Source organism: Rhodoflexus caldus, from assembly GCF_021206925.1.
Classification (GTDB): domain Bacteria; phylum Bacteroidota; class Bacteroidia; order Cytophagales; family Thermoflexibacteraceae; genus Rhodoflexus; species Rhodoflexus caldus.
In genome coordinates, this window is sequence record NZ_JAJPRF010000015.1 from 73977 (window position 1) to 90703 (window position 16727).

At 46.3% G+C, this 16727-nt stretch carries 14 protein-coding genes; 6 read left to right on the forward strand and 8 right to left on the reverse strand.

Going from position 1 to position 16727, the window contains the following annotated elements:
* Nucleotides 1-3 precede the first annotated feature (3 nt).
* Nucleotides 4-4029 carry a PAS domain S-box protein gene (locus NDK19_RS14065; protein WP_250632537.1) on the reverse strand — a complete coding sequence of 1342 codons (4026 nt, stop codon included), beginning with the start codon at nt 4027-4029 and terminating at the stop codon, nt 4-6.
* Nucleotides 4030-4109: 80 nt separating this feature from the next.
* Between NDK19_RS14065 and NDK19_RS14070 the strand changes: the two genes are divergently transcribed.
* The 4 genes from NDK19_RS14070 (at nt 4110) to infB (ending at nt 10844) form a co-directional block, all read left to right on the forward strand.
* Nucleotides 4110-5756, forward strand: coding sequence for a S8 family peptidase (locus NDK19_RS14070; protein ID WP_250632538.1), 1647 nt, complete (start codon nt 4110-4112; stop codon nt 5754-5756).
* Between the two features lie 124 nt (nt 5757-5880).
* Nucleotides 5881-6360: a ribosome maturation factor RimP gene (locus tag NDK19_RS14075; RefSeq protein WP_250632539.1), complete on the forward strand. Its 480-nt coding sequence runs from the start codon at nt 5881-5883 to the stop codon at nt 6358-6360.
* A 20-nt stretch (nt 6361-6380) separates the two neighbouring features.
* Nucleotides 6381-7628 (forward strand): transcription termination factor NusA, encoded by a 1248-nt coding sequence (nusA, locus tag NDK19_RS14080; protein ID WP_250632540.1) that lies wholly within the window; start codon nt 6381-6383, stop codon nt 7626-7628.
* A 165-nt stretch (nt 7629-7793) separates the two neighbouring features.
* Nucleotides 7794-10844: a translation initiation factor IF-2 gene (infB, locus tag NDK19_RS14085; RefSeq protein WP_250632541.1), complete on the forward strand. Its 3051-nt coding sequence runs from the start codon at nt 7794-7796 to the stop codon at nt 10842-10844.
* A gap of 73 nt (nt 10845-10917) precedes the next feature.
* Here infB and NDK19_RS14090 read toward each other — a convergent pair whose 3' ends face one another.
* Nucleotides 10918-11655, reverse strand: a complete 738-nt coding sequence (locus tag NDK19_RS14090; protein WP_250632542.1) for a class I SAM-dependent methyltransferase — start codon at nt 11653-11655, stop codon at nt 10918-10920.
* Between the two features lie 167 nt (nt 11656-11822).
* Between NDK19_RS14090 and NDK19_RS14095 the strand changes: the two genes are divergently transcribed.
* Both NDK19_RS14095 and NDK19_RS14100 read left to right on the forward strand, forming a co-directional pair.
* Nucleotides 11823-12317 carry a dihydrofolate reductase gene (locus tag NDK19_RS14095; protein WP_250632543.1) on the forward strand — a complete coding sequence of 165 codons (495 nt, stop codon included), beginning with the start codon at nt 11823-11825 and terminating at the stop codon, nt 12315-12317.
* A gap of 1 nt (nt 12318) precedes the next feature.
* Nucleotides 12319-13110: a (Fe-S)-binding protein gene (locus tag NDK19_RS14100; RefSeq protein ID WP_250632544.1), complete on the forward strand. Its 792-nt coding sequence runs from the start codon at nt 12319-12321 to the stop codon at nt 13108-13110.
* A 134-nt stretch (nt 13111-13244) separates the two neighbouring features.
* Here NDK19_RS14100 and NDK19_RS14105 read toward each other — a convergent pair whose 3' ends face one another.
* The 6 genes from NDK19_RS14105 to NDK19_RS14125 form a co-directional block, all read right to left on the reverse strand.
* Nucleotides 13245-13931, reverse strand: coding sequence for a head GIN domain-containing protein (locus NDK19_RS14105; protein ID WP_250632545.1), 687 nt, complete (start codon nt 13929-13931; stop codon nt 13245-13247).
* A 126-nt stretch (nt 13932-14057) separates the two neighbouring features.
* On the reverse strand, nt 14058-15122 hold the full coding sequence (locus tag NDK19_RS14110; RefSeq protein WP_262910327.1) for a Gfo/Idh/MocA family protein: 1065 nt from the start codon (nt 15120-15122) through the stop codon (nt 14058-14060).
* Between the two features lie 42 nt (nt 15123-15164).
* Nucleotides 15165-15533 (reverse strand): M15 family metallopeptidase, encoded by a 369-nt coding sequence (locus NDK19_RS14115; protein WP_250632546.1) that lies wholly within the window; start codon nt 15531-15533, stop codon nt 15165-15167.
* Nucleotides 15534-15548: 15 nt separating this feature from the next.
* On the reverse strand, nt 15549-15677 hold the full coding sequence (locus tag NDK19_RS16920) for a hypothetical protein (protein ID WP_262910328.1): 129 nt from the start codon (nt 15675-15677) through the stop codon (nt 15549-15551).
* 267 nt (nt 15678-15944) lie between these two features.
* Entirely contained in the window at nt 15945-16322 is a 378-nt protein-coding gene (locus NDK19_RS14120; protein ID WP_250632547.1) for a type II toxin-antitoxin system death-on-curing family toxin, read from the reverse strand.
* Nucleotides 16319-16498, reverse strand: a complete 180-nt coding sequence (locus NDK19_RS14125) for a hypothetical protein (protein ID WP_250632548.1) — start codon at nt 16496-16498, stop codon at nt 16319-16321. The genes NDK19_RS14120 and NDK19_RS14125 overlap by 4 nt, the downstream gene beginning before the upstream one ends.
* Nucleotides 16499-16727: the final 229 nt, after the last annotated feature.

The following is a 16727-nucleotide window of genomic DNA, read 5'->3' on the forward strand; positions in this document are numbered from 1 at the left end:
AGGTTAAGCGGGTTCAATCAAAACAAAAATAATATTTGCATCTGTTGCGGGCAAGTTGTTAAATGTCATGCGAACTTTGGCTTTATTGTGGCGCAACGTTTTGTCAAGGGTAATAGTGTGGGCACTAATGGCCTTTTGTTCCTGCGCCGTAAATGGTTCATTGACAATATCATCCAAGACAGCTTTGGACTGCCCGTTAGTCCCTAAGAGCGCTGCAACATCAGGTAAAATCTTCAATATTTCTCTGTTTTGCCGATTGACTGGGAGCACGTATTTGTTCATTTGCCCCAGCAGCCCTTGCAGGTATTCCAAATGGGCAAAGAGTTGTTCTTCCTGCTTTTTGCGGGCAGTAATGTCTTGCTGAATGGCAATAAAATTAGTGATTTCTCCTTTCGTGTTGCGTATGGGAGTGATATTTAAGCTCAACCAATACTCTTGTTTGCCTTTGCTGTAATTGAGAATTTCTTCGCTGAACGGCTCGCCTTTTTGCAGCGCTTCGCGAATGCGTACAATGGTTTCAGGATTGGTTTTAGGGCCTTGCAGCAACTGTCCGGGTTTCTTGCCCTTGGCTTCTTCAAAACTGTAGCCCGTAATGCGCGTAAAACTTTCATTCACCCATTCGGTGTAGCCGTTGGCATCGGTAATGATGACGGCTGCGCCTACCTTGCTTGCCACCAGCGAGAGTTGCCGGATTTGCTGCTCCATCTGTTTGGCTTTGCTGATGTCTTGGATAGTACCAAATAGGCGAATGGTTTTTTGGTAGAGGCGGATAGGCTTGCAGGTAAACCTAACCCACTTCCGATTGCCCTGAATGGGTATGGTTTGTAACTCAATGTCAAAGGGTTCACCTTTATCTATGGCGTTGTCAAGCACTTGTGCCAGATGTGCTTTGGCCTCTGCCTCAAAATAATTCAGCCAGCTTTCGCGCGAGGGGGCAAATGACGGCTCTGCACCGAAAATATGATAAGTTTCTTCTGTCCATATGTAATGGTTGGTAACCATATCATATTCCCAGCCGCCTATGCCGGTCTCTTCCTGTGTTTGTTCCAGCAAGTTGCGGTATTTTTTGCTTTCGGTAACATCGCGCACAAGGGTTAAAACAAAGCGCTTATCGTCCGCATCGGTAATGCAGGATTTGTTTTTGAAAGTATCTATGATGGTTCCGTTGCGGTGAAGCATTTTGAACTCGCCGCTGACTTTGTTGCCTTCTAAGCAAAAGCGATGTCGTTCGTTGGCTTCTTTGCGGTATTCGGGCGGTATGATGATAGTAAAATGCTGCCCGATAAGTTCGTGCATTTCATAGCCAAGAATTTGGCACAAGCCCGGATTGACACTAACCAAACGCCCCTGCGCATCGGCAATGCTGATGCCGATATCGGTAGTGTCAAACACGGCGGTAATCATGCTTTCGTTGTGCAGTTGTTTTTTCTGCGCATGACGTTCTAATGTAATATCCAGCATGGAAAGCGAAACCACCATAATTTGGTTAGTTTCCGATTCTACGGGGCTGTATTTGTAGCGATACCACAGTTCGCGTTGCTGCTGGTGGGAAAATATGCGTCTTTCGCCGATGACTTCTTCGCCTTTCAAGGCTTTGGAAAAATTGCGTTGAAACTCTTCCAATTCCGTAGGCGGGAAGTATTCCATAATAACCGCTTCCTGCTTTAACTCTTTGCCTACCGTATTTCTGGTCATTTCGTTGGCAAGTTTATTAAAAGCAATGACGCGGTAGTTTTTGTCAATCAGCATAGAGATTTGCAGGCTGTTGTTGAGCAGCGCACGCATGTTTTTTTCCGATTCGCGCAGGAGTTTTTCCTGTGATTCCAGCGCTTCGTTGGTGGTGCGCAGTTCGGCATAGGCTATCTGCATCTCCTCGTTGGTCGATTGCAGTTCCTCATTGGTGGTTTCCAACTCTTCATTGCCCGACTGCAACTCTTCGTTGGCAGACTGTAACTCTTCGTTGAGCGACTGCAACTCTTCATTACTGGTTTCTAATTCTTCAATAAAAGATTGGAGTTGCTCCTTGGTTGCGGTCAGTTCCTGTTCCAGTTCAACAATACGGTCATTTTCGTTAAAATTGGCGGCCTTGTCCGGTACTACGCTGACAATTTTTTCAGGGTCTTGCTGTTCAAAAATAACCATGAAAAGCTCTTCGTGATGGCGGGAGTGAATCAGAGGCTTTACAATGGTGCGCACCAAAAAATCTTTGTCAAAAAAGCTGACTTTTCTGATAGGCGATGATACGGGAATGCGTTCTTTCACGGCACGCGCAATGTGGGTGCGCAGGTCTAATTGCAACTCGGGTTGTGCCATTTTGATAATATTGGCAGCCATAGTGCCTTGTTGCAGAGTGAGGAAGAGTCGCACATCGCCGTGTACTTCCAGAATGTCCATGTTGCTGTTAATGACCACATAAGGGTAGTCAAAAGTGTTGTAAATGGTTTCCTTCACCATTTCTTTGATGGACAATGCGGGCAAGTCTTGTACCTCGGCGGGAGTTGTTGTTTTCAGGCGCGTGGCAAAAGGGGAGAACCGCAGGCTGTGGATGCTGGCAATATTTTTCCGCTGAAAAATTTTGTTGCGGCTGTCCACAGTGGCAAATAAATCGGAAAACTGCCCGATGTTCTCCGATTTACCTAAAAACAGGTAGCCGTTGGGGTTAAGGGCATAATGAAACAGTGGCAGTACGTGCTTTTGCAGTGCCGTGCTGAAATAAATCAGCAGGTTGCGGCAACTGATAAGGTCTAACTTAACAAACGGCGGATTGTTGGTTACATCGTGCTTAGAGAAAAGCACCATGGAGCGAATGCGTTTGGTAAGCCGATATTCGTTGCCTTCTTTCACAAAAAAAGCATCAATAATGGCCTTGTCCACATGAATCATGGCCTGCTCTGTGTAGCTGCCCCTTCTAGCATAAGCTATGGCGCGGTCGTCTATGTCGGTGGCAAATATTTGGATATTGTAATTACCGAGTTTGCTGCCCAGCATTTTGGCCAATAAAATAGCAATCGAGTAGGGTTCTTCGCCGCTGGCGCAGCCGGGCACCCAAATGCGGATACTTTCGCCCGGGCTTTTGGAGGAAATAATTTTGGCCAAATATTTTTCCAATTCGGCAAAGGCTTCCGTATCGCGGAAAAAATTGGTTACACCTATCAAAATCATTTTGAAAAGTGTTTCCGCTTCTTCCGGATGCGACTCGATATAGTCCAGATAGTCGTCTATATGCACCAATTTGAGCATATCCAGTCGCTTTTCCAGCCTTCTGAGAATGGTGGTAGGCTTATACTGCGAAAAATCGGTGCCTGTTTTTTTGGAAAGCAGTTTAAAAATTTGCTGTAAACTGTCTGTTTTAATTTCGGGTAGCCTTACGGTAATGGTAGAAGGGCGTTGCAGGTTTTCCGGGTCTTCCACAAATGCCAACAATTCCTCACCGATTTTGTCGGGTGGCAGAATGGTATCCGCTTGTCCCGTTTCTATGGAAGCAATGGGCATACCGTCGTACTTGGCCGTTTGAGGGTCTTGCACAATTACGTACCCTCCCAACGACTTGATTTTTTTAATGCCCTTGGCACCGTCTGACCCCGTTCCCGAAAGAATGATGCCAATGGCAAACTGATGGCGGTCTTCTGCCAGTGAAATAAAAAAACTGTCGATAGAGGGCTTAGGCCCCACGGAAACCAACGGTTTGCTCAGATGCAAAATGCGCTGTTCAATGCTGATTTCACTGTCCGGTGGTGTGATGTAAACCTTTCCTGCTTCTACCGCCGTTCCATTTTTAATTTCAACTACATCCCAAACAGTATGCTTACTCAGCAATTGCACCAACATGCTTTTGTAAGTAGGGCTCAGGTGTTGTACAACAATAATAGCAAGGTTGGCAGCTTTCTCCGGCAAATGCGACAAGAGCTCGGAAATAGCTTCCAAACCACCCGCAGAGGCACCTACCCCGGCAATAAATAGAGGTTCTCCTGCTGTTAAAGACTCAACCGGCTGCTCCTCGGCGTTGCCTGATACTCGTTTTTTAGCCATGACGAAAAAATTGGAAATCTAAACTGCTTGGCAAACGTATAATTATGATACATTTGTAAAATAAGCAATTAAAAATCATTATGCAATTTAGTATCAAGTCGGTTATTGCCGCAAGTATGCTCGCAACCGCAGTTTATACTCCGGTACTGCGTGCTGAACGTATTCTTCCATCAGCCCGATTGTTATTTTATAAGGATTCGTTAGAAAAAGCGCCTAAAAACTGGTTCAATATGGATCGCGCCAAAGACGGTGTAATGGGTGTAAGCACAGACAAGGCCTATGCCGAACTGTTGAAGGGGCGGCCTACCAAAACAGTAGTAGTAGCAATCATAGATTCGGGTGTAGATGTAGAACATGAAGACCTCAAAGGCAATATCTGGACGAATGCCAAAGAAATTCCGGGCAATGGCATAGATGATGACAATAACGGCTACGTGGACGATATTCACGGTTGGAACTTTCTTGGCGGCAAAGACGGGAAAAACGTACACTACGATACTTACGAACTGACGCGTATCTATAAAAAATTGAAGGCAAGGTTCGACGGCAAGTCAGAGAAAGACATTAGCGCAGCAGAAAAAGCAGACTACAATTACTATCTGGACATTCAGGCCAAATTCAACGAAAAACTTACTGAAATGCGTTCCGGCATGGAGCAGTTCAGCATATTCAGCGAAATGTACAATAAAAGTGTGCGTCTGCTGAAAGCCTATATAGATACCGAAGAACTTACGGTTGATATGGTGCAATCGGTAGAAAGCCAGGATGAGCGCATAATGGCTGCCAAAGGAATCTACATGCAGGCTGCTATTTTCGGGCTCGATGAAAATACCCTTGCCGAAGCCGAAGAATATTATGGCAATGGCGTAAAATACGGCTACAACCTCGATTTTGACCCCCGTAGCATCGTAGGGGACAATTATGACGACAAAACAGAGCGCTATTACGGCAACAACGACGTAAAAGGCCCCGATGCAAGCCATGGCACACATGTGGCGGGTATCGTGGCTGCCATTCGCAACAATGGCATCGGTATTGACGGCATTGCAACCGATGTGCGCATCATGGCCATTCGTGCCGTACCCGAAGGCGACGAACGCGACAAAGACGTTGCAAATGCTATCAGGTATGCAGTAGACAACGGCGCACAAATTATCAACATGAGTTTTGGCAAACAGTACGGCACAGACAAAGCTGTGGTAGATGCCGCCGTCCAATATGCCGAACAGCGCGGCGTGCTGCTTGTACATGCAGCAGGCAACGAATCCATGAATACCGACAAAGTGAACTTTTATCCGCAACGCAACTACAACAACGGGAAAAAAGCCGCCAACTGGCTGGATGTAGGTGCGCTTTCATGGAGAAAGGGCGAAGCCGCTGTAGCCGAATTTTCTAACTATGGCCAAAAAACAGTTGATTTATTCGCCCCCGGCGTAGATATCCTCTCCACCATGCCCGACCAGAAATACAAGGAACAAAGCGGTACCAGCATGGCAGCACCCGTTACCACCGGCGTAGCAGCACTGGTGCTGTCCTACTTCCCACACCTGACAGCCGTACAACTGCGCGAAATATTGCTCAAAAGCGTATCAAAAATAGACGACAAGGTGAAAATACCCGGCGGCGACGAGATAGTAAAATTCGGTACACTCTCCGTAACAGGCGGCGTAGTAAATGCCTACGAAGCCATCCGCGAAGCCATGAAAGTAAAAGCGCCCAACAAATAGCAGCAGGGCAGGCATACACAGGTCATTGATTTGCAAATCAGCAATGAAATAGTTAATTTTGCAATCTGATTTGAGATGTTCTTCTAATAGGGGGGTGTTTGTCCCCCTATTCTTTTTTAGTAATATGGAGTTGCAGGAAAAAATAGCCGAGTACGTTCAATCATTGCTCGAAGAGGGGTTCTTTCTGGTAGATGTGCTTTATCAGGACAAAGGCGGCCGCGCACGCTTGTCCGTACTGCTCGACGGCGACAAAGGTATCAATATTGACCGGTGCGCAAGTGTCAGCCGTCGGTTGGCAGCTTGGCTGGAAGAGCAGGATTTAATTAAAACAGCTTATACATTGGAAGTTTCATCGCCCGGCGTAGGGCAACCGTTGAAACTTGTGCGACAATACAAAGCCAATATCGGGCGCACCCTGAAAGTTGATACAACCACAGGTGCTACTCACAAAGGCAAACTGGAACAAGTAACCGATGATGCGATTTTGCTTGCACCGCTACCGACAAAAAAAAACAAAAAAGCAAAGGCGGCAGAACCGGAGCAACCCGTGTTGATTCCGTTTGTAGAGATAGCCAAAGCAGTGGTTGAAATTTCATTTGACTAAACAAAAAAACACAGATAAAAATGGAAACCGGATTATTGATAGAGTCATTCAAGGAGTTTGCCAGCCAAAAGTCCATTGACAGGCCTACAATGGTGCGCATTTTGGAAGATGTTTTCCGCACCATGATTCGGAAGAAATATCTTTCCGATGAAAACTTTGACGTAATTGTCAATATTGACAAAGGTGATTTGGAGATTCTTCACTACCGCGAAGTAGTCGAAGATGATGCGCCCGATTATGACGAAAACAAGCAAATCAGGCTGAGCGATGCCCGCAAAATAGACGAGGATTTTTCGGTCGGCGAAGAAGTAGCCGAAAATATCAAAATAGAAGATTTCGGCAGAAGGGTTGTTCAAACTGCCCGCCAAACGCTCATCCAGAAAATTAAAGACCTTGAAAAAGATAACCTGTTCAACAAATACAAAGTACTCGTGGGGCAAATCGTAACCTGCGAAGTATATCAGGTATTGGGCAGAGAGGTTATCCTGCGCGATGCACAAGGCAACGAACTGGTATTGCCGCGTTCCGAGCAAATCATGAAAGACCGTTTCCGCAAAGGCGACTCCGTTCGTGCGATTGTACACCGCGTAGAAATGGTAAACGGCAACCCGCGTATCATTCTCTCACGTACTTCCCCCATCTTTTTGGAGCGCCTGTTCGAGCAGGAAGTACCCGAAGTTTACGACGGTATTATTACCATCCGCAAAACCGTGCGCGAGCCCGGCGAGCGCGCCAAAGTAGCCGTAGAATCTTATGATGACCGCATAGACCCCGTAGGTGCTTGCGTGGGCATGAAAGGCTCACGTATCCACAGCATTGTTCGCGAACTGTGCAACGAGAACATAGACGTAATCAATTACACCGACAATATTGAGTTGTTCATTCAGCGCGCACTGAGCCCCGCCAAAATATCAAGCATCAAAATTGACGAAGAGCACTCGCGCGCCGCTGTATTTCTCAAACGCGACCAAGTATCGCTGGCTATCGGCAAAGGTGGCCAAAATATTAAACTCGCCGGCAAACTTGTCGGGCTGGAAATAGATGTATTCCGCGAACTGACCGAAGCCGATGAGGAGGAGGAAGATGTTGAACTGACAGAATTTGCCGATGTGCTCGACGAGTGGGTGATTGAGGAATTTACCAAAATCGGTCTGGATACGGCACGCAGCGTGCTTGGCATGAGCCGCGACTACCTCATCAAAAAGACCGAATTGGAAGAAGAAACCGTCGATTTTGTGCTGGACGTACTCAGAAAAGAGTTTGAATAACATCAAAAAAAAGCCGCTGCCGGTTGTTTTGCGGCGGCTTTGAATCTTTTAACAGTTAAATCTGTTCTTCATTAAGAGGCTTTTTTTGAAGGGCTGTTAAAAAAAGCTAATTTTGCAGGGTTTAATAACGGCAGACCACCGCAACAGGTCATCCAAGAATTGTTTATGACAGAAAGTAAAACCTATAGGCTTGGGCAGGTAGCCCGTAATTTTGGCGTAACTACAACTATGCTTGTCGATTTTCTGGCAAGCAAAGGGGTAAAAGTGGACAACAATCCCAACACTAAAATTACGGCTGAGCAATATGCAATGGCCGAAAAAGAATTTGCAGCTTCCGCAGCAGTTAAAAAAGAAGCGTCCAGTTTGCATATTGGCAAGTCTTATAGCGAAAATATCGTCATCAGTTCGGAAAATCAGAATGACCGCCGCAAAGAAGACGAAGAAGAAGACGAAGATGTAATCAGCGTAAAATCTTCGGCTTTTGTGCCTTTCTCTAAAAAAGAAAGTGCAGAAAAGCCTGCCGAAAAGAAAGAACCCGAAAAAATCACCGCCAAACCAAGCGGGTTGAAAATATTGGGTAAAATAGACTTAGATGCCAAAAAGACTACTGCCAAGCCCGAAGAACCGGAAGTGCCTAAACACGAACCCGTAGCGGAAAAAGCAGTAGTGCAGCCTGAGATAAAGCCCGAACCACAGCCCAAGCCCGAGGCTGTACCGGTGAAAGAAGAGGTTGTTGTAGCCGAAAAGCCGGCACCACAACCCCAGCCCGAAACCAAGCAAGAGGTAAAAGCCAAGCAAGAGCCGGCACCTGAGCCACAACCCAAGGTGGCGGAGAAGCCCGTGGCCGAAACTCCCAAGAAGGAAGAACCCAAGGAAAAACCGATTGCTCCGGCGGTAAAAACGCCGCCTGTTGCTCCTGTTGAGGTTGCACCACCACAAGAAGAAAGTGCCGAAGAAGGTACTGTTATTCGTGCCGAAGCTGAAAAGCTGCAAGGGCTGAAAGTATTGGGTAAAATAGAGTTACCTCTCGACAAAGACAAAAAGAAACCCAAACCTATTGCCTCTTCCGACGAGAAGGACAAAAATAAGCGCAAACGCAAGCGCATTAAAAATAACACAGGCAACCCTGTAAAGCCTGATACACAGGCATCAGGTTCGCAACAAAAAACCGGTGGGCAGCAGCAAGGCGGTCAAGGTAACGCCAACCGTGGCGGCAACCAACAACAACAGCGCCATCAGCATGCCGGTAAAAAAGGAAATGTGCAAGCCAGTGCCCCTCTGAAAGAAGAAATTTCAGAAAAAGAGGTACAAGAAAACATCAAAAATACGCTTGCCCGCCTGACCGGAACCAATACGCGCCAGCAAATCATTAAAAAACAGATTAAACGCGACAAGCGCGAGGCAAGCGCACGCAGACAGGAAGAACAGGTAGGACAGGAAAAAAGCAACGTATTACAGGTTACGGAGTTTATTTCTGCCAACGACTTGGCCAATCTGATGGGAGTTTCCGTCAATCAGATTATCGCCAAATGTCTTTCGTTCGGTATGTTCGTTGCCATCAACCAGCGATTGGATGCCGAAGCCATCACCATTATTGCCGATGAGTTCGGCTATGATGTGGAGTTTATTTCGGCCGAACAGGAAATTGCCGTAGAACTTGACCAAGAAGATGACGAAAAAGACCTTCTGCCGCGTGCACCTATCGTAACCATCATGGGGCACGTAGACCACGGTAAAACATCGCTGCTCGACTATATCCGCAAATCGAAAGTTGTAGAAGGTGAAGCAGGAGGTATTACCCAACACATTGGCGCTTACGACGTCGTAACCAAGAGCGGTAAACGCATTGCCTTTCTCGATACGCCCGGCCACGAAGCATTTACCGCCATGCGTGCGAGGGGTGCAAAACTCACTGACGTGGCAATTATTGTGGTAGCTGCCGACGACGACGTTATGCCGCAAACCAAAGAAGCGATTAACCACGCACAGGCTGCCGGTGTGCCTATCGTATTTGCCATCAACAAGATAGATAAACCCGAAGCACGTCCCGAAAAAATCAAGGAATCGCTTGCCAACCTGAATTTCTTGGTAGAAGACTGGGGCGGAAAGTACCAAAGTCAGGAAATTTCTGCCAAAAAAGGCATCGGGGTAGATGAACTGCTGGAAAAAGTGTTGCTGGAAGCAGAATTGCTCGATTTGAAGGCAAACCCCAATAAACTTGCCGTAGGTACTGTTATTGAAGCCTCCCTTGATAAAGGTAAAGGCTATGTGGCAACCGTTATGGTACAGTCGGGTACTTTGCGCAAAGGCGATGTGATATTGGCCGGTGCCAATTACGGACGGGTAAAGGCCTTGATGGACCACCGCGGTAAAATTTTGAAAGAAGCAGGCCCTTCCACCCCCGTGCAAGTGCTTGGATTAAACGGTGCACCGCAAGCGGGTGATAAATTCAACGCAATGGAGTCGGAGCGCGAAGCCAAGGAAATTGCTACCAAACGCGAGCAAATTATCCGCGAGCAAAGCATCCGTGCCACTAAGCGCACAACCCTGAGCGACATCGGTCGCCGCATTGCACTGGGCAACTTCAAACAACTGAACATCATCGTAAAAGGCGATGTGGACGGCTCTGTGGAAGCACTTGCCGACTCACTGCTGAAACTTTCCAATGATGAAATTGAAGTAAATATCATCAGCAAAGCAGTGGGGCAAATCTCTGAGTCCGATGTGTTGCTGGCCGCTGCCTCCGATGCTATTATCATCGGCTTCCAAGTGCGTCCTTCGGCAAACGCCCGTAAAATGGCAGAGAAAGAACAGGTTGAAATTCGCCTGTACTCAATCATCTACAATGCCATTAATGAGGTGAAAGATGCGATGGAAGGCTTGCTGGCGCCAACCATTGAGGAAGTTATTTTGGGTAATGCTGAAGTATTGCAGGTGTTCAAAATTCCTAAGGTCGGAAATATTGCCGGCTGCCGCGTAACAGAAGGGCAAATCAAACGCAATTCGCGCGTGCGCATTATCCGAGACGGCATCGTGGTTTACGGCGGCGATAAGGGTGTCGGCGAGCTTGCATCGCTGCGCCGTGAAAAAGACGACGTAAACGAGGTGAAAGCCGGTTATGAATGCGGTATCGGCATCAAAAACTTCAACGATATTAAGCCGGGAGATATTATTGAGGCCTACGAAGAGCGCGAAATCAAACGCAAACTGACGTAATCTCAGTTCAAAGCACATAAAAAAATCCTTTACTTCGGATGCGGAGTAAAGGATTTTTTCTTTGCAAGCGTCGTTATTTCTTTAACACAAAAATCATTCGGTCGCTGTCAGGCGCATACGGAGCGAGCCTGTAATCCCCGAAAATATGCAGCAGTTGCAAACCGGCAGCCTGAAAATAGCGCATAAAATCGGCCTGTGTAATGGCCATCAGGCGTTCTTGGAAATGAAAAGAGCGATTGTTGTCTGTAAAGTAAATATCTTTGATAATCAGTCGCTTATCAATTCGCTTGCGGATTTCAAACGTGATTCCGTCAATGGTTTTATATTCCAACGCCTTCAATTGGCCAAGAACTTTCGGCGTATTCATAAAGTCAATTACCATAAATCCGCCTTTTTTTAAGTTGCCGGCGGCAGCCTTCAAGGCTTGTATGTTTTCGGCATCAGTTTTAAAATAGCCAAAACTGGTAAAAAGGTTCAGTAAAATATCAAAATATTCTTTGCGGAAAATATGGCGTTTATCATGACGGAAAAATTGCAACCGCTCGTTAGCAAATTTCTGCGCATGGCGAATGTTTTCCTCTGCCAAATCTATTCCGACCACGTCAAACCCCTTTTGATTGAGGTAAATGGCATGTCGTCCTTTGCCGCAGCCAAGGTCTAAAATTTTATCGTCGGGACTGATTTCCAAAAAGATAGCAAGGTTGTCAATCAGTAATTTAGCTTCGCTGTCATCGCGATTTTTGTAAAGAATATGATAATAGGGCGAATTAAACCATTGGCTGAACCATTCGCCCGAACTTGCTGGATTCATTACGGTTTTGTTCGGATTATTGTTAGATAAATCCATCGGCAAAGTTACGCCGCATTCATCAGACAGGTGCATAAATTATTTAAAAGGCTTTTGTTACATAGCAATCAGATTTGCGCTTTGCCGCCTAAATTTGCCTGTGGCAACTTAAAATCCCACATCAAACGCATATGCGGATTTCTGCAATTGTAGCTGTTGCCGACAATGGCGTAATAGGGCAGGATGGACGCTTGCCTTGGCATTTACCGGCCGACCTCCAATATTTTAAACGATTAACAATGGGGCATCATATACTCATGGGGCGGAAAACTTTTGAGTCTATCGGCAAACCTTTGCCCGGGCGAAAATCGCTGGTTATTTCGCGTAATGTCAATTTGGAGTTGCCCGGTGCAGCAGTCTTTACCAATATTCCCGATGCTATTTGTGAAGCGCAAAAAAACGGCGAAGATGAGCTTTTTGTTATTGGCGGGGCTGAAATTTTTGCCGCTGCCATGCCCTATTTGCACCGTTTGTACCTTACGCACGTGCACACAGAGGCCACAGGCGATGTTTACATGCCCCCCATAGGCGATGATTGGGTAGAAATTCAAAGAGAATCGCATCGGGCCGATGAAAAAAACACTTATCCTTATACCTTTGTTACATTAGTACGCAATTTCAGCTGATATGGAAAACGGAACTTTGCAAATACCTGTGATGGCAGAACTGGCTGCACAGGGTAAAACTCCCGAAGTATTATTCTGGGTAGGTTGTGCCGGCTCTTTTGATGACCGCTACAAGCGGGTTACATCGGCAATGGTCAAAATTCTGAACAAGGTAAACGTTAGTTTTGCAGTATTGGGCACCGAAGAGTCCTGTACGGGCGACCCTGCCAAACGCGCCGGTAACGAGTTTCTTTTCCAGATGCAGGCTTTGAGCAATATTCAGGTGTTGAACGGATACGGCATCAAAAAAGTCGTAACTGCCTGTCCGCACTGCTTCAATACGATTAAAAACGAGTATCCTTCGTTAGGGGGTAACTACGAAGTGCTGCACCACTCCGAATTTTTGCAACAACTGATTAATCAGGGGAAAATTCGCATGAAAGAAGGCGGCAGTTTCAAAGGAAAAAAAATCACTTATCACGACTCTTGTTATTTGGGGCGTGCCAATGACATCTACGAAGCGCCGCGTCAGGTTTTGGAAGCACTTGATGCCGAACTTGTAGAAATGAGACGCTGCCGCAGCAAAGGGCTTTGCTGTGGTGCCGGTGGCGCACAAATGTTCAAAGAAGCCGAACACGGCAAAAAGGAGATTAATATTGAACGGGTAGAGGAAGCGTTGAATACCGGTGCGGAAGTGATAGCGGCAGCCTGTCCGTTCTGCATGACGATGATGAGTGATGGGGTAAAAAACAAAAATCGCGAAGGAGAAGTCAAAGTCCTCGACCTTGCCGAGCTGATTGAAGCCGGTTTGTAATCACTGCCTTTGGGTATGGATAAACGCAAATGGTTTGGCGAAAAATTTTGGTGTAAATTGCTGAAAATCAAATACAAAAACCTGACGATTTTATAATAATCGTCAGGTTTTTGTGTGAATTTTCGCTCAACTGCTTACATTTTTCTGACAGAACCCGAGCCCGACACATTGGTAATCTCGCGCTTGGGCTCGCCTTTGTAGCGAATCTTACCCGAGCCACTTACGTTGGCTTTCAGCGATTCGGTAACGTGAATTTCTGCATCGCCCGAGCCGCTGATGGCAACCCGTATCTCCTTGCTTGTCAGCCCCGCGGCAAGTAGCCTTCCTGAGCCGCTAATGGTAAAATCACATTCGTCAGCGCTGCCCGAAAGCGTTAGTTTGCCCGAGCCTGAATTATCTACGACAACAGTACCGCCGGCTACCACGCCTTCCATGCTGCCCGAACCGCTTTGGGTCAGGCGGATTCTATCGGCTTTGAGGCTTTCTTGCCAATAAATGCGAGATGCTCCCGAACTGTTGATTTCGTTCAGTTCGCGGTAAGTAACTACAATATCTACGCGGTAGCTGCTGCGCCAACCCGTTCGCGGTTTGGTGCCGATAGCAAGACTGTTGCCGCTTACTTCGGTTTCAATATCCTGTAAGTCAATGCCTTCGGCAGAGATGCTGACGCTTTCCCTGTTGCCTTTTTGCAGGGTTACGTGGAACGAACCATTGACAGATAAACGATTAAAAGCCTCTAAATTGCGCTCCTCTTTTTTCTGCGCAAATGCAATGACAGCGGCAAACAAATAAATGCCTATGATGCTGATGAGTGATTTCATAAGGAATGTGTGATAAAGTTTGCCTAATGACAACAGGAGATTGTACGGAGTTGCATCATCAGGTAAAAAAATCACACGTACCGATAGCAGCATTTTATCCTTGCCGAGTGCCGACAGGGTTTAGACTTACAACCGCACAACCTCGCCCGTCCGCACCGACTCATCGCAGGCAAACGCAATGCGCAGGCTGTTCACGGCATCTGCTAAGTGGTCGGTCAGGTCTAAATCTTCGGTGATGGAACGCAGGAAATAGCGCTGTTCGCGGTTGCAAAGCTCCTGATGGTCAGGCTCATCGGTCAGGTTTAGCCACTCATCTTCTTTAATAAACTCATTGCGCTTGTCAATATCGGCATGGTGGATGCGCAGCGATTCGGTTTTGGTGTGCGAATCTACATTGTCTGATTTGCCGCTGCTGCCTGCCTCTTTGGCAACAATGGAAACGCAGCCCTTCGGCCCGATTACGTCTTTGACAAAAAAGGCTGTTTCGCTCATCATTGGCCCCCAGCCTGCCTCATACCAGCCCACCGAACCATCGGCAAAGCGGATTTGCAGTTGCCCATAGTTGTAATTATCCTTCGGAATGTCGTCGGTCAGTCGTGCACCGATGGCCGTAACCTGCACCGGTGCGGAGCGCGTCATTTGGCACATTACGTCTATGTAGTGCACGCCGCAATCCACAATCGGGCTGAGGCTTTTCATCAGGTTGCGGTGCACATCCCACATGTAGCCATGGCTTTGCTGGTTGAGGTTCATGCGCATTACCAGAGGTTTGCCCAGTGTTTGTGCCACCTCAATAAACTTTTGCCACGAAGGGTGCACCCGCAGAATATAGCCTACCACTACCTTCCGATTGGCGGCACGGGCAGCAGCTACTACACGCTCGGCACCTGCCACTGTATCGGCAATGGGTTTTTCCACAAAAACATGGCAGCCCGCTTCCAAGGCCTTGATACAGAATGCCTCATGCGTATCGGGGTAAGTGGAAATACAAACCGCATCGGGGCGGGTAGTCCGCAGTGCTTCGTCATAGTCGCTGAAGAGCAGATAGCCGCCCCCCAGTTGCTTATTGAGAATTTCTTTGGTGCGCCCGGAAGATACCAACCCGCAAATTTCAAATCCTTCTATGGCTTGGTAGGCTTTGGCGTGGGATGCGCCCATATTGCCGCAACCGACTACTAATACGCGAATCATGAGTGTATGCAATTTTTTTGAGGCAAAGTACGATTTTTATCGCTACTTCCATATTTTCCATTGGGGTATTCGCCGCGCATAATCTCTGGCGCATTGCGTTTTATAGCTTTCCCATTTGCCTCTGTTAATTACATTGATAGGATGGTCAATGTGTATAGGGTCATCCTTGCTGAAATCGCCGCCCCATCTTAAATCTTTGTCATTTCTTATGCTTTTAATAAAATCCTGAACGTTTTCAGGTAAGTTATTCAGCTTTTTTCGTTTCAGGTGGTGCGCAAAATAGGTGGTTCCGTTGCTTTCAATATTGAAATCTATCGCAAATCCGGCCAAATGATTGGATAGTTTACCGGGTTCAACAATTGCACGACTGACTTCGCGCCCATCTACCCTGTAAGCCTGATTGATAATCAATTCAATATCGTGGATTTATGCGTATGCATCAATTTTTTGCAAATAAGGCTCAAATTCTTTGTGTATCAGTATTTGCCGCCCCCTGAGTCCGCTGATATGGTCGCCTTTGTATTCGGTGAGTGCCTCAAAATTATCTGTTCTCACATATGTCCAGAACGGATATTTGTAATAGCAATACAACGCGACTCCCACCAAAAAAAGACCTGATGGGATTAGTATAATTAAAGCTATTTTTATGTGTCGGTGCAAGTTCACAAGTGTCTATGTGGATTTAATGTTTTGGCGCTTGGCGAAGGGCGGGTTTAGTAGCACTACCGTTTCCACACGCACAAAAGCCCATAGAAATCACAAAAGTTCAATTTCGCACGTCTGCCCGCCTTGCCACAAATGCAATGTTGCAGGCTGGCATTTTTATTTGTTCGTAGTTCGTTGTTTTATCCAAGTTACAATTTGCTGAAAGTCAAGTTGTCCCGATGCTACTGCGATAACAAAGTCGTACTTTTCATCTTGTGTTGCTTGTATGTCTTTGCCGAAGTTCATCAAAACCAAACGCATTAAAACGTAGCCTGTTCTTTTGTTGCCGTCTATAAAAGGGTGATTTTTGACAATACTTTCTAAAATCGCACCCGCTTTTTCTTCGGGGCTTGGGTAAAATTCACTGTCTCCGAAACCGCTAAAAGGTCGTTCAAGTGCCGATTTTAGTCCATTTTCATCTCTTACGCCTTGCGAACCGCCAAACTCTCGTATCAAAACTTGATGAATTGCAAGAACTTCTTGGTAGTCTATCATTTCGCCAATTTTTCAAGTAGTTCTCGGTCTTCTGTCAAAATTGTGTTTAGGTTGAGTGAAAGACGCATTTTCTCCTTAGTAGTTTTTTCAACTTGGCGAAGATATTGCAAAAGTTCTCCCAAAACTTCGTTGGGTAACTTGTCCACAATTTGCACTATTTCTTGTTTGAGTTCCATCTTATGCCCAATTATTTATTAGTCCAACGTTATTTTTTGTTAATTGGTTCGTTTTGGCGTTTTTTTCTATGCTTGCCTGCAACGGTTTGGCGGCTTTGCATTTGTGCTACAATAGACTTTTTGGAAGTTAAAATACTGAAAATCAATTGATTGAAAATTTCAACTTGTAATTATGTAAGCCTGCGGTTAATTGGAAATTTTCTAATATCTGCTCTTTTTGCTTCACTCT